The 19,297-nt window shown below is 68.7% G+C and carries 16 protein-coding genes; 8 read left to right on the forward strand and 8 right to left on the reverse strand.

Features of this window, described 5'->3' with window-relative positions; all coding sequences use genetic code 11:
* Positions 1-382 precede the first annotated feature (382 nt).
* Both ACFVHY_RS23305 and ACFVHY_RS23310 read right to left on the reverse strand, forming a co-directional pair.
* Positions 383-1,156, reverse strand: coding sequence for a hypothetical protein (locus ACFVHY_RS23305; protein WP_390275745.1), 774 nt, complete (start codon positions 1,154-1,156; stop codon positions 383-385).
* Positions 1,153-2,028: an exodeoxyribonuclease III gene (locus tag ACFVHY_RS23310; protein WP_390275768.1), complete on the reverse strand. Its 876-nt coding sequence runs from the start codon at positions 2,026-2,028 to the stop codon at positions 1,153-1,155. The genes ACFVHY_RS23305 and ACFVHY_RS23310 overlap by 4 nt, the downstream gene beginning before the upstream one ends.
* Before the next feature lie 328 nt (positions 2,029-2,356).
* On the opposite strand from ACFVHY_RS23310, the gene ACFVHY_RS23315 reads away from it, so the two are divergent.
* The 3 genes from ACFVHY_RS23315 (at position 2,357) to ACFVHY_RS23325 (ending at position 6,824) form a co-directional block, all read left to right on the forward strand.
* Positions 2,357-3,754 carry a helix-turn-helix domain-containing protein gene (locus ACFVHY_RS23315; protein WP_390275769.1) on the forward strand — a complete coding sequence of 466 codons (1,398 nt, stop codon included), beginning with the start codon at positions 2,357-2,359 and terminating at the stop codon, positions 3,752-3,754.
* A 408-nt stretch (positions 3,755-4,162) separates the two neighbouring features.
* Positions 4,163-5,665: an aldehyde dehydrogenase family protein gene (locus ACFVHY_RS23320; RefSeq protein WP_390275746.1), complete on the forward strand. Its 1,503-nt coding sequence runs from the start codon at positions 4,163-4,165 to the stop codon at positions 5,663-5,665.
* A 40-nt stretch (positions 5,666-5,705) separates the two neighbouring features.
* Complete coding sequence (locus tag ACFVHY_RS23325) at positions 5,706-6,824, forward strand: NDMA-dependent alcohol dehydrogenase (RefSeq protein ID WP_064571951.1); 1,119 nt, start codon at positions 5,706-5,708, stop codon at positions 6,822-6,824.
* A gap of 111 nt (positions 6,825-6,935) precedes the next feature.
* Here the strand turns inward: ACFVHY_RS23325 and ACFVHY_RS23330 are convergent, their stop codons facing one another.
* The 5 genes from ACFVHY_RS23330 to ACFVHY_RS23350 all read right to left on the reverse strand — a co-directional run bounded on the left by ACFVHY_RS23330 (position 6,936) and on the right by ACFVHY_RS23350 (position 12,198).
* Positions 6,936-7,589, reverse strand: a complete 654-nt coding sequence (locus ACFVHY_RS23330) for a TetR/AcrR family transcriptional regulator (RefSeq protein ID WP_288812559.1) — start codon at positions 7,587-7,589, stop codon at positions 6,936-6,938.
* An 8-nt stretch (positions 7,590-7,597) separates the two neighbouring features.
* On the reverse strand, positions 7,598-8,770 hold the full coding sequence (locus ACFVHY_RS23335) for an acyl-CoA dehydrogenase family protein (protein WP_390275747.1): 1,173 nt from the start codon (positions 8,768-8,770) through the stop codon (positions 7,598-7,600).
* Positions 8,771-8,830: 60 nt separating this feature from the next.
* On the reverse strand, positions 8,831-9,991 hold the full coding sequence (locus ACFVHY_RS23340) for an acyl-CoA dehydrogenase family protein (RefSeq protein ID WP_259937664.1): 1,161 nt from the start codon (positions 9,989-9,991) through the stop codon (positions 8,831-8,833).
* A 110-nt stretch (positions 9,992-10,101) separates the two neighbouring features.
* On the reverse strand, positions 10,102-10,902 hold the full coding sequence (locus ACFVHY_RS23345; RefSeq protein ID WP_390275749.1) for a TIGR03084 family metal-binding protein: 801 nt from the start codon (positions 10,900-10,902) through the stop codon (positions 10,102-10,104).
* A gap of 384 nt (positions 10,903-11,286) precedes the next feature.
* On the reverse strand, positions 11,287-12,198 hold the full coding sequence (locus tag ACFVHY_RS23350; protein ID WP_390275750.1) for a PaaI family thioesterase: 912 nt from the start codon (positions 12,196-12,198) through the stop codon (positions 11,287-11,289).
* Between the two features lie 103 nt (positions 12,199-12,301).
* Between ACFVHY_RS23350 and ACFVHY_RS23355 the strand changes: the two genes are divergently transcribed.
* The 3 genes from ACFVHY_RS23355 to ACFVHY_RS23365 all read left to right on the forward strand — a co-directional run bounded on the left by ACFVHY_RS23355 (position 12,302) and on the right by ACFVHY_RS23365 (position 15,795).
* A complete protein-coding gene (locus tag ACFVHY_RS23355) occupies positions 12,302-12,763 on the forward strand; it encodes a hypothetical protein (RefSeq protein ID WP_065629678.1) in 462 nt (153 codons plus the stop codon).
* Positions 12,764-13,075: 312 nt separating this feature from the next.
* Positions 13,076-14,665 carry a fatty-acid--CoA ligase FadD1 gene (gene fadD1 / locus ACFVHY_RS23360; RefSeq protein WP_390275751.1) on the forward strand — a complete coding sequence of 530 codons (1,590 nt, stop codon included), beginning with the start codon at positions 13,076-13,078 and terminating at the stop codon, positions 14,663-14,665.
* On the forward strand, positions 14,662-15,795 hold the full coding sequence (locus ACFVHY_RS23365) for a TIGR03857 family LLM class F420-dependent oxidoreductase (protein WP_390275752.1): 1,134 nt from the start codon (positions 14,662-14,664) through the stop codon (positions 15,793-15,795). The genes fadD1 and ACFVHY_RS23365 overlap by 4 nt, the downstream gene beginning before the upstream one ends.
* A gap of 3 nt (positions 15,796-15,798) precedes the next feature.
* Here ACFVHY_RS23365 and ACFVHY_RS23370 read toward each other — a convergent pair whose 3' ends face one another.
* The gene (locus ACFVHY_RS23370) at positions 15,799-16,662 is read right to left on the reverse strand and encodes a mycofactocin-coupled SDR family oxidoreductase (protein ID WP_068971220.1); all 864 of its coding nucleotides are present in this window, start codon (positions 16,660-16,662) and stop codon (positions 15,799-15,801) included.
* A gap of 250 nt (positions 16,663-16,912) precedes the next feature.
* On the opposite strand from ACFVHY_RS23370, the gene ACFVHY_RS23375 reads away from it, so the two are divergent.
* On the forward strand, positions 16,913-17,965 hold the full coding sequence (locus ACFVHY_RS23375; protein ID WP_390275753.1) for a phosphotransferase family protein: 1,053 nt from the start codon (positions 16,913-16,915) through the stop codon (positions 17,963-17,965).
* 3 nt (positions 17,966-17,968) lie between these two features.
* A complete protein-coding gene (locus ACFVHY_RS23380) occupies positions 17,969-18,964 on the forward strand; it encodes an NAD-dependent epimerase/dehydratase family protein (RefSeq protein ID WP_390275754.1) in 996 nt (331 codons plus the stop codon).
* Positions 18,965-19,297 lie beyond the last annotated feature (333 nt).

The raw sequence follows: 19,297 nt of genomic DNA on the forward strand, positions 1-19,297 counted from the left end.
CCTGTTTTCGCGGCTTCCACAACTCGCCCCACCAGCACGTATGTGCTGGTCAGTACATTTTCGCTACCCCGAGGTCGGGCGTGTCATACACTCGACAGCGGATTCGCCTGTCAGTCCCTCTGCCGGCCGTACCCCGAGATGCTCGGCGGCTCGAGAGCCGTAGGGCAGGCATGCGGACTGGCCCAGCATGGGCCGGGCACCGACGATCCACTCTACCGATCGGGTTTACACAGGTCAAAAAACGGATCCTGCACGCAACCGGCAGGTGAACGGGTCGTGTGCGATCGGCTCAGGGGCCACGCTCGTGCTCGGCGTGACCCTCCCACTTCTACACCGTGAAACCGCATGCGTCGAGGGCGCGAACCCGGGTGCGACCATTCCGTCACCCGCGCTGCACGGGTCGCCTGAGCTGCTCGATCACGGGTGCGGACGGGCTGTCGGGGTCGCACGGTCGACGCGTCGGCGAGGACTGACCGCCGAACCACCGGTCGACGATCGTCGCCTGCCGTTCCACCTCGCCCCGGCGCGGCATGTGGTGGTTCTCACCGGCATCGCGCACGCCGTACACGTCCTCGCCCAGTTCGTACCGGGCCTGGTCGGCCAACGCCTCGGCGAGGAACCCGGCAGGCGACCGGGCAGCGGCGATCTGCCAGGCGTGGACCAGTTCGTGGATGAGCAGCTGGCCCGGCACCGGGTATGCCCTGGTCCCCTGCCCCAGGGTCGCGTCGAGCTGCGACCCGAGGTTGCAGAGGATGCGTCCGTCGACCGCGGGCACCGTGAATGCGCGCCCGCCACGACCGGCGAGATCGGTGAGGACGACGTCATCGAGCCACGCCGCGTCCCCGAAGACCGCCACGGCCACGCTTCGCTCGGCCGGGGTCAACCCGCGATGACGCACGCGGCGGCGGATGACGTTCGACGTGACGAGGCCCGCGCCCAGCACGACGACGAACCCGAGCGGGCCGAGCCAGATCGTCACCGGCGCCAGGTGCACCGCGAGGAGCACACCTGCCGTGGCCGCCGGGGCGTCGCCGAGTCGTCCCGCCCCGAGTCGGCGGGCGACGGAGAGCACCGTGCCGAGCAGGCGCCCGTAGGCCCGGGCGGCCGCGATGACCGAACGGCGCAGGCGCGTCGTGGACGCCGGGCGGGGCATCATTCCGGCGTCTGCGGCAGTTTCACCTTCGTCGCACCGGGTTTCGCCGGATTCGACGGCGGCGGGACCACCGGTCCGACGTCGCCATCGGGAGCCTCGTCGAGGTCGACGACGACCGGCGCGTGGTCACTCGGCTTGCTGCCCTTGCGTGCTTTCCGGTCGATCCAGGCGGCCGCGACGCGATCGGCAGCGGACGCTCCGGCGAGGATCAGGTCGATGCGCATCCCGAGGTCTTTGTGGAACATGCCGGCGCGGTAGTCCCAGTAGCTGAACACACGCTCGCCCGGCCACCGGTCCCGGACGACGTCGCGCAGGCCCATTGATGCGAAGGTCGCCAGCGCGGCCCGTTCCGCCGGGGTGACGTGGGTGTGTCCCACATACGCGGCGGGGTCGAACAGGTCGGCGTCGGCCGGCGCGATGTTCATGTCGCCGCACAGGAGTGTCGTGGCCGGGTCCTCCACGGCGCGGGCCAGCGCCGCGAGCCATTCGAGTTTGTAGGTGTAATGCTCCGAGTCCGGGGTCCGGCCGTTGGGCACGTACAGCGAGTGGATGCGGAGTCCGCCGCACACCGCCGACACCGCCCGCGCCTCGAGAGTCGACGGGTCGGGGTAACCGGGCATGCCGTCGAATCCGATCCGGACGTCGTCGAGTCCGACCCGCGACAACAGCGCCACCCCGTTCCACTGCCCCTGTCCGGCGTGCGCGACCTCGTATCCGCGGTCGGCGAGATCGGTGCCGAGCGACTCGTCGAACGCGGCGTCGGAGAGTTTGGTCTCCTGCAGGCACACCACGTCGGGTCGGCGCTCGTCGAGCCAGGGCAACAGGCGCGGGATGCGCTGCTTCACGGAGTTCACGTTCCAGGTCGCCACGCGCATGCGACCACGGTAGTACCCCGCGATCGGGGCCCGGCCACCGCCGATCGCGGACCCGGCCTTTCGTTCCACGGTGACGTGTGTCACGTTGGTGGGTATCGACACGTTGCACCGCACCTCCGATTCGTCGCCCCGACGGCCCGTCATCGAGTCGTCGTGGCGTCGTTCGGAGCTGTCCGGGGTCCGCCCCGGGGACCGGACGCCGACGCAGGTCCAGGACATCGCTGCCGCCGACCCGCTGCTGGACGCCGCCCGCCCGGTCCTCGACGACGCCGCCGCCCGACTCGCCGACACCGATGTCTCGCTGCTGCTCGTCGACCACGAGTGCCGGATGGTGACGCGGGTGGCGTTCGGCACGACCGTGGAGCGCCGTCTCGACGCGATCGGCGCCTCGCCGGGCGTGCCGTTCGGCGAGGACGTCGTCGGGACGACAGCCCTCGGTACCCCGGCGGAGACCCGGGGCGGGATCGTCGTGAACAGCTCCGAGCACTACCTGGACCAGTTCAAGTCGATCAGTTGCTTCGGACAGCCGATCATCCATCCCGCGACCCGCAGGCTGGCCGGGATCATCTGCATGTCCGAGATCGCCGATCGCATCAATCCCCTGGCGATCCCGGTCGTCAACGGGATCGTCGCCGACATCGCCGACCGCCTGCTGGACCGGTCGCGAGCGCACCAGCGATGCGTCCTCGACGCGTTCCAGCGCGCCGCACCGCGTCGCGACCTCGCCGTCGCGGCCATCGGCGACGACCTCCAGCTCACGAATGCCCTTGCCGCCGAACTGCTCTCCCCCACCGACATCGGCGCGATGCGGATCGTCGCGACCGACCCCGCACTGCGCGCGACGGTGCTGCCGCTGACGCTGGTGTCGGGCGCCGAGGTCGAGGTCGCGGTCGAACCCGTACCGGGTGCCTGCGGCGCGGCCCTGTTCCGTTTCCGGCCGGTCAGCGAGCCGCCGCCGAGGCGGTCCGCGCCACCGACCGCCCCGTCCCGCACGAGCGTCGCGATCACCGGCGAACCGGGCACCGGACGCAGCACCCACGCCGCTGCGCTCGCCGCCGACGCCGACTCGCCGCCGGTGGTCGTCGATGTCGCCGACGAGATCATCAGCGGTCGTCGCCCCGACATCCCCGCGTTCGTCGGACGCGCCCGGTCGATGCGCACGACCCTGGTGATCGACGGCGTCGACTTGCTCGACACGCAGGCGGTCGCCCTACTCGGACGCGTGGCGGTGTCGAGCTCGCCGGAGTCCCCGCTGATCGTCGTCGGCGGACCCCGGGACCAGGCGAGTCCGGGGGTGGCCGCGCTCGTCGCGCGATGTGCGACGCGGGTCGATCTCGCCCCGCTGCGTCATCGGACCTCGGAGCTCGCGTCGATCGCGAGCAGCGCACTGACCGACATCGACCCGGAGCTCACGTTGTCCGGACTGGCGACGGACGCGCTGCTCTGCGACGACTGGCCGGGCAACCTCACCGAGCTCAACTCGGTGCTCCGGCAGGCCGCCTTGACGTGCCGAGCGCGCGCCGCGCGGGTCGTCGAACCCGCCGACCTGCCACCCGCCTATCGGACGACCAGCCGGGCCGCGCACCTGTCCGGCCGGGAGCAGGCCGAGCGCACCGCGATCGTCGAGGCGCTGGACCGTGCCCGCGGCAACAAGGTGCATGCCGCAAGGGATCTCGGCATCAGCCGGACCACGCTGTACTCGCGGATGCGCGCACTGGACATCTGAGCGCGCCGGCTACTCCGGCACCGTGGTGCGGGGCATCGAGTCCCGCAGCGTCTGCCGTGCGAGCGCCGCGATGATCAAGCCCCCGCTGGTCGAGCAGCGTCGACCGAGCGCAGCGAGGACGCCGTGCCCGTCGAGGCCACCTGGCGACCGACCCCGCAGACCCGACCACTGGCTTCGACGCGGCTCCTCGACCTCGACGCGCTTCTTCGTCGCCCGCTCGGACCGACGGCTGCCCTCCTCACCTGGTCAGCGGAGAACCGCGACGCTCGCGACCCTGTACAGCCCAGGTGTTCAGTTTCTGGACACGGCGACATGTCGGAACGGTGAGAGAAATAAGTCAGGTCGAATATGACCGAGATCACTCCACAGACCACATCACCGCCGGCACCACGCCGACCAGGAGGCCACATGACCGCCGTCGTTCCCGACACCGTCCTGCATGAGCGCGTTCGCGATTTCATCTCCGCAGACCGTCCGATGCTGATCGGCGGTGAGTGGGTGTGGTCGGCCTCGGGCCGCACCTTCGAGACCATCGATCCCGCGACGGCGCGTCCGCTCACCTCGGTCGCCCACGGCGACGCGACCGACATCGACCGCGCGGTCCGTGCCGCGCGCCAGGCCTTCGACGACGGCCCGTGGACCCGGATGAAGCCCAACGAGCGCGAACGCCTGCTCTGGCGGGTCGGCGACATCCTCACCGAACGCACCGAGGAGTTCGGCCAGTTGGAGGCGCTCGACAACGGCAAGGCGGCCACCATCGCCGCCGCGGTCGACACCAACTGGTCGGCCGACATCTTCCGCTACAACGCGGGCCTCGCCACCAAGATCACCGGCTCGACGGTCGATGTATCGATGCCGTTCGTGCCCGGCGGCGAGTTCCACGCGTACACCCTGCGCGAGCCGGTCGGAGTCTGCGGCCTGATCGTGCCGTGGAACTTCCCGCTCCTGATGGCCGCGTTCAAGCTGGCCCCGGCATTGGCGGCCGGCAACACCGTCATCCTCAAACCGGCCGAGCAGACCCCGCTGACGGCCCTGCTCCTCGGCGAGGTGTTCCAAGAGGCCGGCTTCCCGCCGGGCGTGGTCAACATCGTCACCGGTTACGGCGAGGCCGGCGCGGCGCTCGCCGCGCACGACGACGTCGACAAGATCGCGTTCACCGGCTCGACGGAGGTCGGCAAGAAGATCGTCGACGCCGCGAAGGGCAACCTCAAGAAGGTGTCGCTGGAACTCGGCGGCAAGAGCCCCAACATCGTGTTCGCCGACGCCGACTTCGAGAAGGCGGTCGCCGGGTCGGTCGCGGCCTGGATGTTCAACCACGGACAGTGCTGTGTCGCCGGAACACGTCTCTTCGTCGAGCGGCCGATCTTCGACGACTTCACCGCGGCCGTCGCCGAGGCGGCTTCGCAGGCCAAGATCGGACCCGGCCTCGACCCGTCGACCGAACTCGGACCGTTGGTCAGTCAAGAGCAGTTCGATCGCGTCTCGGGATACCTGTCGGCGGGCCTCGCCGACGGCGCACGGGCGTTGACGGGCGGAAAGCGTTGGGGCGACGAAGGATTCTTCATCGAGCCGACCGTCTTCGTCGACGTCGACCCGAGTTTCTCGATCGTGCAGGAGGAGATCTTCGGTCCCGTCGTCGCCGCCATGCCCTTCGATGCCGACACCGGGGTCGCGGCCGCGGCCAACGACTCCATCTATGGTCTCGCAGCAGGCATCTGGACCACGGATCTGTCCAAGGCACACCGGACCGCTCGCCAGATCAAGGCCGGTTCGGTCTGGGTGAACCAGTACAACGGCTTCGACACCGCGATGCCGTTCGGCGGTTACAAGCAGTCGGGCTGGGGGCGCGAACTCGGCTCGTCGGCCATCGAGCTCTACACCCAGACCAAGGCCGTCAACATCTCGCTCTGACCCCCCATCCGCCCTCGAGTACACCCAAGGAGCACGATTCATGTCTCTCACCACCAAGGCAGCCGTCCTCACCGGACCCGGAAAGCCGTTCGAGATCGTCGAACTCGACCTCGACGAGCCCCGCGAAGGCGAGGTGCTGATCAAGTACACCGCGGCCGGCCTGTGCCACTCCGACCTTCACCTGACCGACGGCGACCTCCCGCCCCGCTATCCGATCGTGGGCGGCCACGAGGGTTCGGGGATCATCGAGGCGGTCGGCCCGGGCGTCACCAAGGTCAAGCCCGGCGACCACGTGGTCTGCAGCTTCATCCCGAACTGCGGCACCTGCCGCTACTGCTCCACCGGCCGGCAGAACCTCTGCGACATGGGCGCCACCATCCTCGAGGGCTCGATGCCCGATGGCACATTCCGATTCCACGGTGGCGGTGACGATTTCGGAGCCATGTGCATGCTCGGCACCTTCGCCGAACGCGCGACGATCTCGCAGCACTCGGTCGTCAAGGTCGACGAGTGGTTGCCGCTCGACAAGGCAGTGCTCGTCGGTTGCGGCGTGCCCTCGGGCTGGGGCACCTCGGTGTACGCGGGCGGCGTGCGTGCCGGCGACACCGTGGTGATCTACGGCATCGGCGGCCTGGGCATCAACGCGGTCCAGGGCGCGGTGTCGGCCGGGGCCAAATACGTCGTGGTCGTCGACCCGGTCGCGCTCAAGCGCGACACGGCGCTCAAATTCGGTGCCACACATGCCTTCGCCGACGCCGCCGAGGCCGCGGAGAAGGTCAACGAACTGACCTGGGGGCAGGGTGCCGACCAGGCCCTCATCCTCGTCGGCACGGTCGACGCGGAGGTCGTGGCCAACGCGACCGCCGTCGTGGGCAAGGGCGGGACGGTCGTCATCACCGGTCTCGCCGATCCGACGAAGCTGACCGTGCAGGTCTCCGGAACCGATCTGACCCTGAACCAGAAAACCATCAAGGGCAGTCTGTTCGGCTCGGCCAATCCGCAGTACGACATCGTCAAACTGCTGCGCCTGTACGACGCCGGGCAGCTCAAGCTCGACGAACTGGTCACGCAGACCTACACCCTCGACCAGGTCAACGACGGGTACCAGGATCTGCGGGACGGCAAGAACATCCGCGGGGTCATCATCCACGCGGAGTGAAGACCCGGTCGGTTCGCCCGAGGTGCCGTCTCCCTCGGGCGAACCGGCCACCCACGTCGCCGGCGACCCGATGCGCCAGAGCCCGGACACCCCGCCCCCCCCCGAACGCCGCTAGTCCGCGCCCAGCCGGTCCGCGGGCGCGCTCCCGAACGCCGCGACGAGCTGCGCCGACCAGGTGTCGACGACCAGCGCACGCCGGGCGGAGTCATCGGACAGCGTGTCCGCCAGGCCGAGTCCGCGCGCCATGTCCAGAGTCGCCTGCACCAGCCGGTAACCGGTCTCGTCGTCCGGGGCCACCCCCATCGCGGCCATCGTCCGCTGATGGGCCGCGCGGGCGAACTTCGCTTCGAGAGGCAGGATGAGCCGCCGCAGCGCCGGGTCGGACGCGGCGGCGGCCCAGACCTGGAGTGCTGCCTTGAATTCGGTGCCGGTGTAGACGTCGACGGCCCGCTGGACGGCGCGGATGACCCGGTCCGGGGTCACTTCGTCGGCCGCCTCCGGCGATGCGTGCGGATCCCCGACGGCAGCGCGGGTCATGTCCTCGAAGACCTGCTCGAGTGCCGCGGTGATGAGGGCTTCGCGCGTCGGGAAGTGATGTTGCGCCGCACCGCGGGACACGCCGGCACGTTCGGCGACCGCGGCCACGGTCGCGGCGGCCCAGCCGTCCGCGGCCAGCGCGTCGACCGTCGACCGCAACAGGCGCTCGCGGGTCAACCGTGAGCGTTCCTGTTGCGGCGAGCGGGTGTTCGCCGACGACGTGGTCACCGCTGACCTCAGTAGGACTTCGGCAGCCCGAGGCTGGTCTGCGCGACGAAGTTGAGGATCATCTCCCGGCTCACCGGGGCGATGCGGGCGATCCGGGCGAGGCTCAGCATCGGCGCCAGTCCGTACTCGGTGGTCAGACCGTTGCCGCCCAGGGAGTGCACGGCCTGGTCGACGACCTTCACACAGGCCTCGGCGGCCGCGTACTTCGCCATGTTGGCCGGCTCCGCGGCGCCCCAGTCGTCGCCGGCGTCGTAGAGGGTCGCGGCCTTCTGCATCATCAGCTTGGCCATCTCGAGCTCGACCTTGCCCTGGGCGAGCGGGTGCGCGATCGCCTGGTGCGCACCGATCGGCGTCTTCCACACCGTGCGCTCCTTCACGTACGACACCGCCTTGTCGAGCGCGAACCGGCCCATCCCGACGGCCGACGCCGCGGCCATGATGCGTTCCGGATTGAGCCCGGCGAACAGTTGACTCAGGGCAGCGTCCTCGGAGCCGACGAGCGCGTCGGCGGGCAATCGCACATCGTCGAGGAAGAGCTGGAACTGCTTCTCTGGGTTCTGCAGTTCCATGTCGATCATCGTGTACGAGAAGTTCTCGGAGTCGGTGGGGACGATGAAGAGCGCGGGCTTGAGGTTGCCGGTCTTCGCGTCTTCGGTGCGGGCGACGATCAACACGGCCTGCGCCTGGTCGACACCGGAGATGTAGACCTTCTGGCCGGTGAGCAACCAGTCCGAGCCGTCCCGACGGGCCGTGGTGGTGATCTGGTGGGAATTGGAGCCGGCATCGGGTTCGGTGATACCGAACGCCATCGTGATCGACCCGTCGGCGAGACCCGGCAGCCACCGCTGCTTCTGCTCGTCGGTGCCGAAACGCGCGATGACGTTGCCGCAGATGGCCGGTGAGACGACGAGCATCAGCAGTCCGGTGCCCGACGCGGCGATCTCCTCCATCACGATGGCGAGCTCATACATACCGGCACCGCCACCGCCATACTGTTCGGGGAGATTGACCCCGATGAACCCGAGCTTGCCCGCCTCGGCCCACAACTCGTCGGTCTTGTGGCCGGTGCGTGCGCACTCGCGGAAGTACTCCTGGCCGTACTTCGCGGCCAGTCCGGCGACCGCCGCGCGCAGTTCGGCGCGCTCGGTGGTCTCCACGAACGGATTGGTGTCCACGGTCATGTCGATGCTCCCTGTCTCGGTCTTCGATGTGGTTCGGCGGCGTACGATTTCGGCGGCCGGTCAGGCCTGGTAACCGAGCCGTTTGGCGGCCAGTCCGTTGAGGATCTCGGTGGTGCCGCCACCGATCCCGATGATGCGCATGTCGCGGTATTGCCGTTCGACCTCGGTGCCGGTCATGTAACCGAGACCGCCGTGCAGCTGAACGGCTTTGTTGGCCACCCACTCCCCCGCCTCGACCGCGGTGTTCTTGGCGAAGCACACCTCGGCGATGAGGTCGTCGGTGGAGCTGACCTTCCGTTCGACGAGGGCCCGCGTGTAGGTGCGGGCGACGTCGATGCGGCGTGCCATCTCGATCAGCGTGTCCTGCACCGACTGCCGCGCGATGATCGGTTTGCCGAAGGTCTCACGGTCACGCGCCCACTGCAGGGTGAGGTCGAGGCAGCGTTGCGCACTGGCGTACGCCTGCACCGCCAGACCGGACCGTTCGGTGACGAAAGCGGTTGCTATCTGCGCGAATCCGGAGTTCTCGGGTCCGACCAGGTTGGTGACCGGCACCCGCGCATCCACGAAGGACAGTTCCGCGGTGTCGGAACTGCGCCACCCCATCTTGTCCAGTTTCCGGGTGACCTCGAAACCGGGTGTGCCCTTTTCGACGACGAGCAGTGAGACGCCCGCGGCTCCCGGCCCTCCGGTGCGGACGGCGACGACGACGAAGTCGGCGCGGACCGCGGAGGTGATGTAGGTCTTGGAACCGTTGACGACGTAGTGGTCCCCGTCGCGCTCGGCCTTCGTCGTCAGGTGGCCGACGTCGCTTCCGCCGCCGGGTTCGGTGATCGCCAGACTTCCGATCTTCTCGCCCGCGAGCGTGGGCCGCACCCACCGGTCGATCTGGTCGGGGTCGCCGGCGGCGATCAGGTGCGGCAGGGCGATGCCGTGGGTGAACAGCGACGCGAAGACGCCACCGGCCGCGCCGGCGTAGTGGAGTTCCTCGCCGAGGATCGTGCTGTCGATCAGATCACCGCCGGAGCCACCCACTTCCTCGGGGACCCCGAGCCCGAACAGACCCAGTTTGGCCGCCTCGATGTGCAGTTCACGGGGGATGGCACCCTCGCGCTCCCAGTCGTCCTGGAACGGGAGGATGTGCTTGTCGACGAATCGGCGCACGGTGGAACGCAATTCGAGGCGTTCGGGTGTCTCCCAGATCGGACTGGCGATGGGCATCGTGTTCTCCTGTCGGACTGCGTGCGACTGCGTGCTGCTGTGATCGGACGATTCGGCGGCGTCTGGGGGGCGGTGGACGTCAGCGGCGGACGGTGACGACGACGGGCGTCTCAGCTCGCCCGCGGTTCGCGACCCGGCCCGGGCGGACCTGCGAAACACTGTGCGATCCCCGACCATTCGACCGCGTCGGGTCCGATGAGCTCGAGGTCGAGGTCGGTGAGTGCGCGTCGCTGGGTCACCAGGAAGCAGAAGTCGAGGGCCGGCCCGCGCACGCTGTTCGACGCGTCGTCCGGGCCCCAGGTCCAGATCTCGCCCGACGGCGCGGTGAGCGCGTAGTGGAACGGCTCGGCCGGCGGCGTACGGCCGTTGACGATGTAGGCGAAGTCGCGTGTGCGGACACCGATGTGGACGACGCTGCGGATCCGATCGGTCGGCACGACGGGAACACCGAGGGCGTCGGCGACATCGAGGCCGTGTGCCCATGTCTCCATCAGGCGCGCGGTCGCCATCGACGCCGCGGACATCGGTGGTCCGAACCACGGGATCTTGACGCCGGCCGGTACCTCGCGCAGCGCGTCGGCGAGACGGTCGCGCGCCGCCCGCCACCCGGCCAGGATCTCGTCGGCCGGCGCGGCGGCCCCCGCTTCGGCGGCGTCGTCGACATAGGTCGCCGCACCGCTCGCCGCCTCGGAGAGCAAGGCGCCGAACCGGTCCGGGTCGGTGGCCGCGATCGCCGCCACCTCGTCGGTCCACGCCAGATGCGCGATCTGGTGCGCGATCGTCCAGCCCGGCGCCGGCGTCGGGGTGGCCCAGCCCGCATCGTCGAGACCCGCGACGAGCGTGTCGAGCTGCGCGGATTCGGCTTCGAGGTCGGCGACGACGCCGATCACGGCTGCTTGTCCCTCAGGCATGCGATCACCCTCACACACGGCCTCAGAAGAATCAAGCGCGCTTGATTGTTTTTCTCGCAGGTAGCGCTACTGGTTGAGCCGGCACCGAGCGGAGCCGCCGGGCCGAGCAAGCGACGAAGGAGCGCGTCGAGGTCGAGGCGCCGAGTCGAAGCCACTCGACAACCCGCGCCCCCACCGCTGGTTGAGCCGGCACCGAGCGGAGCGAGGCGCCGAGTCGAAGCCACTCGGCAACCCGCGCCCCCGCTGGTTGAGCCGGCACCGAGCGGAGCGAGGCGCCGAGTCGAAGCCACTCGGCGACCCGAGCACAAGAGGTGACCTCGACGGACGCGGCAACCTCGCCACGCCCGATAGACGCTGCTCGGCCGGTCGACGACCCAACTGCGATCAGCGGTAGTGAATGTCGACCGTGGCTCGGCTCAGCAGGACGTCGTCGTAGGAGGTCATCGTCGCCTCGAAGGACGAGATGCGGCGGCCGAGTTTGATCGGCGTCACCTCGACCACCACTTCACTGCCGTCGACAGCAGGTGAACGGTAGAAACCGATCGCCATGTCCCCGATCGAGTACTCCTGCCCGGCACCGGCATGCAGATGCCCGGCGAACGATGCCGCCTGGCCGGCGATGGTGGCGATGACGCCGCCGTGCATGGTGCCGAACATGTTGCCCATCCACGGTCCGGTGGCGCTGCGAAAGCGGATGCCGGACTCACGGTCGGTGGTGCCGTCGATCACCTCGACGCGGCCGTTGAGCATGTCGGTGAGCGGGCCGGGTTCCCGCATCTTCGACGCGATCTCCTCGACCACGGCCCGCCCGGACAGCACGGCGGGTATGGGCTCGGGCAGGACGGACCCGCCATCGTCGCTGCATTGCGGTGTCGCGTGGCCGATCTCGGCGGACGGGGTGGCGCCGGTCGGGGCACGTCCGACACGGACGTTGCGCGCGGTCCCGACGCAGCACAGGTCCCCGGTACCGGTGCGGATCTCGACCGACGTCGAGCCCCAGTCGTCGTCGTGCATGACCACCTCGGCCCGTGCGGCAACCAGGTCGCCCACTTCTGCGCGGCCGTGCGTGGACATCGTCAGGCGTGCCTGGAGGGTCGCCGCGGCGGGGTCGTCGTGGATGCGATGGAACGGGATACCACCGCAGTGATCGAACAGCACGGCGAGCGCCGGCAACTCGATCACGCCGCGATGGTCGGCGAACCGCGCGCACAGCCGCTGCGAGGCCCGCACCCCCGACTCCGACACCGAGATGTCGCCGAGGTGGAACGCGGACAGGGGATCGTGCAGCTGGCTCATGAAATCCCTTCTATCAGCGATGTACCGCCGATCTCGCATTGGAGAGTCCAATCTCACTCCCGTAGTCTGGCTCCGTACGTGTCCAAAGTGACGGGAGATACAGATGCGACGCACAACTGTGGCGACGATCGGGGCGATTGCGGCAGTGGGAGCGTTCGGCGTAGGAGCAGGCACCGCCTTCGCCGCACCCGCGGAACGACCCCTCAGCGTGGAGCAGGTCCCCAACGCCGGAGTCACCGTCGGCGCCAACGGCATCACGGGCGGTTTCGTGGCGAGCATCCTCGCCTCGGCCACCGAACCCGGGGTCACGCTGATCACGCTCAACACGACGCCCACCGAGTCCTGCGCCACCAACCTGAAGGATGCGCGCGTCGGGATCACCTGGAAGAACACCTCGACCGGCGCATCCGGCGACGAGGTCTTCGCCGCATGTGCGGACGGGCGTCCGTCCGACGGGGTCGCCGTTGCGACCGGAGCGGGATCGGTCGAGTTCACCACGACGATCCTCGGCCAGGGCGACCAGACCTTCACGGTCGTCCCGGGCAGCGGATCGTTCACGCGCTGACGCCGAGCCGACCACAACCCACTCAACGCTGAGGTGCGGGAGGGCGCGAGCCACCCACCCTGCTCCCTGATCTGAAAGAAGCCCATAACCCCTGCTCCCTGAGGTGTGAGGAGCGCAAGCGACGAGCCTCGAAGGGCTGGCGAGACACGTTGTTACACCCTTCGTGGCTCGCTTCGCTCGCACCTCAGGGAGCATGGAGATCAGACGCTCACGAGTGTTCTTTCAAAGGTCACGGCGACCCCCTCTGAAACCGCAGTAGACAATTCTGCAAATCTGTATACACGTGCGGTGAACACGTTCTAGATTTGCCGCATGGCCGAGACAGTCACCCAGCTCCTGCAGGCACGCGCCGACGACGACAACCTCGCGATCACCTACGAGGGTCGGCAATGGACGTGGCGCGAGTACATTCGCGACGCCGAACAGGCCGCGTCGGCGATCCTCGGCATCGCCGACACCGAGCGTCCGCTGCATGTGGGCGTGCTGCTCGGGAACACCCCGGACATGCTGATCGCCCTGGCCGCCGGCGCGCTGGGCGGTTATGTGACGGCAGGGATCAACAACACTCGCCGCGGTGAGGGCCTCGCTGCCGACATCCTGCGCGCGGACTGTCAGATCCTTCTCACCGACGCGGAACACCGGCCACTCCTCGACGGCCTCGAGCTGACCGATGTGACGGTGCTGGACACCTCCACTCCGCAGTGGGCCGAGATGCTCTCCGGCGCCGCGGAGTTGACCCCGCATTCGGTACCCGGGGCGATGGACACGTTCATGCTGATCTTCACCTCGGGGACCAGCGGGAACCCCAAACCGGTCCAGTTCGCGCACATGATGATGCCGTTTGCGGGTCCGGTGCTCGCCGACAAATACGACATCGGCCCCGGCGACGTCTGCTACCTGTCGATGCCCCTGTTCCACAGCGCCGCGCTCATGGGGGGTTACTGCGTCGCACTGTGCGGCGGTGCCGCGATCGCGCCCGCCAAGTTCTCCGCGTCGACCTTCCTGGCCGACATCCGTCGCTACAACGCGACGTACATGAACTACGTCGGCAAGCCGCTCGCCTACATCCTGGCCACCGAGGAGAGGCCCGACGACGCCGACAATCCGCTCCGGGTGGCGTTCGGTAACGAGGCCACCGACCGCGACATCGACGATTTCTCCCGCCGGTTCGGTTGCACCGTCTGGGACGGCTTCGGTTCCACCGAGCTGGCGATCATCATCACGCGCGAGCCCGGCACGCCGCACGGTTCGATCGGCAAGGGCTTCCCGAACGTCGCCGTCTACAACTCGACGACGCTGACCGAGTGTCCGCGAGCCGAATTCGACGCCAATGGTGCGCTTCTCAACGCCGACGAGGCGATCGGCGAGCTGGTGAACATCGAGGGCGGCGGCATGTTCATGGGCTACTACAACGACTCCGACGCCACCAGCGAGCGTCTCCGCCACGGCATGTACTGGTCGGGGGACCTGGCGTACAAGGACGCCGACGACTGGATCTACCTCGCCGGCCGGACCGGTGACTGGATGCGCGTCGACGGCGAGAACCTCGCCGCGGGACCGATCGAACGGGTGCTGTTGCGCGTTCCGGAAATCAATCGCGTTGCGGTGTACGCCGTTCCCGACGAACACGTCGGCGATGCGGTGATGGCCGCCGTCGTCCTGCAGGACGGGGTCGAGCTGACCGCGGAATCTTTTGCCGAACAGCTTGCCGCACAGGCCGACCTGTCGCCGAAGGCGTGGCCGACGTATGTTCGGATCGAGGACGACCTGCCCACCACCGCGACGAACAAGATCCTCAAGCGCACCCTGAAATCCGAGGGCGCCGTCCCCGGCACGGGCACACTCTGGGTGCGCGAACCCCGGTCCCGCGTATATCGACAAGCCGTCGCCGCACAGGCATGACCTCGACCGCGGCCACCACACCGACACCGGAATCGACACCACAGCAGACGCTTGCGGAGATCGGCTACTACGCCCTCTCGCGTCATCCGGTCGATCCCGCCGAACTCGCCGACGAGGCGCGGCTCGCCGACAGCGCGGGCTTCGGTGCCGCCTTCGTCTCCGAGCGGTTCAACGTGAAGGACGCGGCCGTGCTCGCGGGCGGTCTCGCGGCGGCGAGCCGCCGCATGGGCGTCGCCACGGCCGCGACCAACCACAACACCCGTCACCCCATCATCACCGCGTCCATGGCCGCCACGTTGTCGACCATGACGGGTGGTCGCTTCGCGCTCGGCCTCGGCCGTGGATTCGCCGCACAGTGGCAAGTTCTCGGGGTTCCCGATGTCACGAGCGCGCAGCTCACCGACGCCGCCTCGGTATTGCGCACCCTCTGGCGCGGCGAGATGATCCTGGGCCACGACGGCCCGCTCGGCACCTACGACTACCTCAACCTCGGTGACGCGGTTCCACCGGTTCCCATCCTGCTCGTGACGATGTCGCCCAACACCTTACGTCTTGCCGGGCGCATCGCCGACGGTGTCGTCCTGCACACCTTCTTCTCCGACGCGGCCACCATCGCCGCGGTCGAGGCCGTCCGGGCGGCGGCCGACGAGGCCGGCCGGGACCCCGCTTCGGTTCGCATCTGGTCGGTACTGGCCACCGTGCCCGACCAACTCGACGAAGACGACCGGCTGCGCCGTCTGTACGGCCGGCTCGCGACCTATCTCCAGGGATATCCGGATGTCCTGATGCGGGCCAACGGATGGCGTGGGGAGGATCTCGAACGGATCAGGGAGAGTCCGGCTTTCGCCGGCGCCCGCGGGCCGATCGACGCCACCGCCACCGCCGACGAACTCGCCCGGCTCGCCGAGGTCATCCCGGCGTCGTGGGTCGCCGACAGCGCGGTCGGCAGTGCCGAACAGTGCGCGGCCGCCGTAGCGCGCCAGTTCGACCTGGGAGTCGACTCGGTCATCATGCACGGCGCCGCGCCGTCGGAACTGTTGTCGGTGCTGACGGCGTACCGGTCGATACGACCCGCCTTGCCGGCTCTGCCAGTGAACCCGGGTTCGGTTGCGGGACCACCGGTTCAGTGACCGTCAGTCGGGCACGCCGGGTGGCACCGAGTTCAGCAACGCGCCCGCCTCGACCCGGAGCTGTTGACCGGTCACGTACCGGGCAGCATCGGACACCAGGTAGAGGACCGCCTCGGTGACGTCCTCGGGCGCGAGCAGGTCCACCGGCATCGCGTGCAACGACGCGAAGACGTCCTTGACGTCGTCGTAGACCGGTTTCTCGAGATCGGGCCGGAACAGCCGGTAGATCTCGTCGTGATGCACCATCGCGGTGTCGACATTGCCGGGATGAATCGCGTTGACGCGAATACCTTTCGGCGCCAGGTGCCGGGCGAGGTCGTTGACGAGTCGCGCCACCGCTCGTTTCGAATGGCCGTAACCGCCTGCACCCGGCCCGGCCTGCGCGGACTCGAACGACGGCATGAACGCGGCCATCGAACCGATGCAGACGATCGACGCGCCGGCTTCGAGGTGCGGCAGGGACAACTCGAGCGTGTTGATCACCCCACCGAGGTTCACCGACACCGTGTTCAGCCAGGTGACCGAAGGACTCTCGGGCCCGAGCGGGCTGATACCGGCGTTGGCCACGACGATGTCGAGTCTGCCGAACTGCGCCACCGCGTCGTCGATCGCGGCCTGCAGGGCGTCCCGGCTTCGGACGTCGGCGATCTTCGCGATCACCCGACTGTCCGTCGCGTCGACCATCTTCGCGGTCTGCTGCAGGTCGTCCGGCGTGCTCATGGCGTAATTGACCGTCGTGATCTGATCGCAGATGTCGATGGCGATGATGTCGGCGCCCTGCTCGGCCATCCGCACCGCGTGGCTGCGCCCCTGACCCCGTGCCGCGCCCGTCACGAGGGCGACCTTCCCGTCGAGTCTGGTACTCACTCGCGCTCTCCTCGTCCCGGCGACCGCGAATCGGGTCGCCGTATGTCCGCGCAGCCTAACCGACGGCCATCCTTCATGTGGCGGAATGGATTTGCTGATCGCGAGGTCGCCCTGCGCGGCCGGACCCGCACCGCTGCACACCGCCGCGTCGGTTCCCTGGACACCAGTCCATTTCCTCGGTAGTGTCCGATCAGCGGGCTGGGTGAGCCCGGTCACATCGGCCCGACCCACGCAGCTCGATCGAAAGGGCGTGCCCGTGCCGGACACCGTCGGAATCCCGACCTGCATTGACGAACTCACCCCGACGTGGCTGACCGCATTCCTCACTTCCCACGGTCACGACGTCAACGTCGAGTCGGTGGAGGCCGAACCGGTGGGAACCGGTCAGATGGCCGGTTCCTATCGTCTCCATCTCGGGCACGACAGCCCAGCGACGCTGCCCGACACCATGATCGCGAAGCTCGCCACCGGGTCACCGGACCAGCGCGAGTTCGGCTCGGGGGTGTTCCGCAACGAGGTGCGGTTCTACCGCGATCTCGCCGCATCGTTCACGGTGCCGATCCCCGCCTGCTTCGCCGCGACCATCTCCGACCGCGGCACCGAGTTCGTACTCCTGCTGGAGGACATGGGTGCTGCCGTGCAGGGCGACCAGATCGCCGGCTGCACAGCCGCACAGGCCGAATCGATCGCCGTCGCGGCCGCCGGTCTGCACGCTCCCCGGTGGAACGATCCGACCCTGCTGGCCGAGATGCCGTTGCCCACCGACGCCGACCGGGAAGTGATGGAGTCGATCCTCGCGCCGATGGCCGAGGTCTATCGCGAGCGCTTCTCCCCTATCGGTCCGTCATCGGCAGCGGTCGATTGGCTCGTCCGTGAGGCCGGCCAGTGGCTGGTCGCCCCGCTGGACAATGCCACCCTGATCCACGGCGACCTCCGGGTCGACAACGTCCTGTTCGGCCCGTCCGGTGAGGTCACGGTGATCGACTGGCAGACGATCACCACCGGTAACCCGCTGCGCGACATCGCCTTCCTGCTGAGTACCAGTCTGACCACCGACGACCGGCGCCGGCACGAGCGCGGCATCGTCGCCTCGTACCATCGGGCGCTGGTCACCGCGGGCGTCGGCGACTACACGCTCGACGACTGCTGGGACGACTACGTCGGCAACCTGATCCAGGCGCCGCTGATCATCGTGTTCGGCTCCGCTGCTGCACAACCCACCGAGCGCGGCAATGCGATGTTCGATGCGATGCTGTCCCGCAGCGCAGCCGCGATCGACGATCTCGCACCCGGAGGGCTGTGAACCGTGCCGTCACTGGTCATCGGGGGCAACGGGTTTCTCGGTTCTCATCTCGTTCGGCAGCTCGTGGACGCGGGCGAGGAGGTGCGGGTGTTCACCCGGCCCACGAGTGACCTCCGGACCCTGGCCGGTCTCGGCGTCGATCACGTGACGGGCGATCTCTTCGACGCCGACGCCGTCGCGCGGGCGATGACCGGTTGCGACGTGGTGTTCCACTGCGCGGTCGACACGCGCGCCTGGTTGCGCGATCCGGCACCGCTGTACCGGACGAACGTCGAGGCCCTGCGTTCGGTGCTCGACGTCGCAGCCCGGATGCCACTGCGGAAGTTCGTGTTCACCAGCACCGCGGCGACCATCGGGCGGGTGAACGGCCGTCGGGCGGCGGAGGACGATGTGTTCAACTGGGCCGCGCGGGCTCCCGCCTATGTGCGCAGTCGCGTGGCCGCCGAGGACCTGGTGCTGCGTCGAGCGCAGGACGACGCGGTACCCGCCCTCGCGATGTGCGTCGCCAACACCTACGGACCCGGCGACTGGCAACCAACTCCCCACGGCGCATTCGTTGCCGGTGCGGCGCTGGGCAAGTTACCGTTCACCGTCCGCGGCTGTCGCGCCGAGTCGGTCGGCATCGACGACGCCGCGCAGGCGCTGCTCCTCGCGGCGGACCGCGGCGAGGTCGGCGAACGCTACATCGTCTCCGAGCGGTCCATCGACACCGGTGAGATCGTGGCCATCGCCGCCGCGACCGCGGATCGTCAGCCCCCGCGCGTCGTTCTCAACCGCGCTGCGCTGTACACCTTCGGGGCGGTGGGTTCCGCCCGAGCGACGCTGACGCGCAAGCCGGTGCAGTTGACGATCCCCTCGGTCCGGTTGATGCACTTCATGTCCGAGATGGACCACGGCAAGGCCGAACGCGACCTCGGATGGCATCCGCGCCCGGTGACCGAGGCCGTCGCCGACGGTGCCCGCTTCTGGCTCGAACGACGCGCCGTCCGCCGCCCCTGATCCGAAGGAACCGCAAAACCACTGGTCCCTGAGCAGCGAGCTTGCGAGCGTAACCTCCTGCTCCCTGAGGAGCGAGCTTGCGAGCGTAACCTCCTGCTCCCTGAGGAGCTAACTTGCGAGCGTAACCTCCTGCTCCCTGAGGAGCTAACTTGCGAGCGTAACCTCCTGCTCCCTGAGGAGCGAGCTTGCGAGCGTAACCTCCTGCTCCCTGAGGAGCGAGCTTGCGAGCGTAACCTCCTGCTCCCTGAGGAGCGAGCTTGCGAGCGTCACGAAGGGTCTTGGTGAGTCGGGTTGCGAAGACCCTTCGTGACGCGCCCTCCGCAAGCTCCGGAC

This window comes from Gordonia sp. NPDC127522 (assembly GCF_042672305.1).
Lineage (GTDB): Bacteria > Actinomycetota > Actinomycetes > Mycobacteriales > Mycobacteriaceae > Gordonia > Gordonia hongkongensis.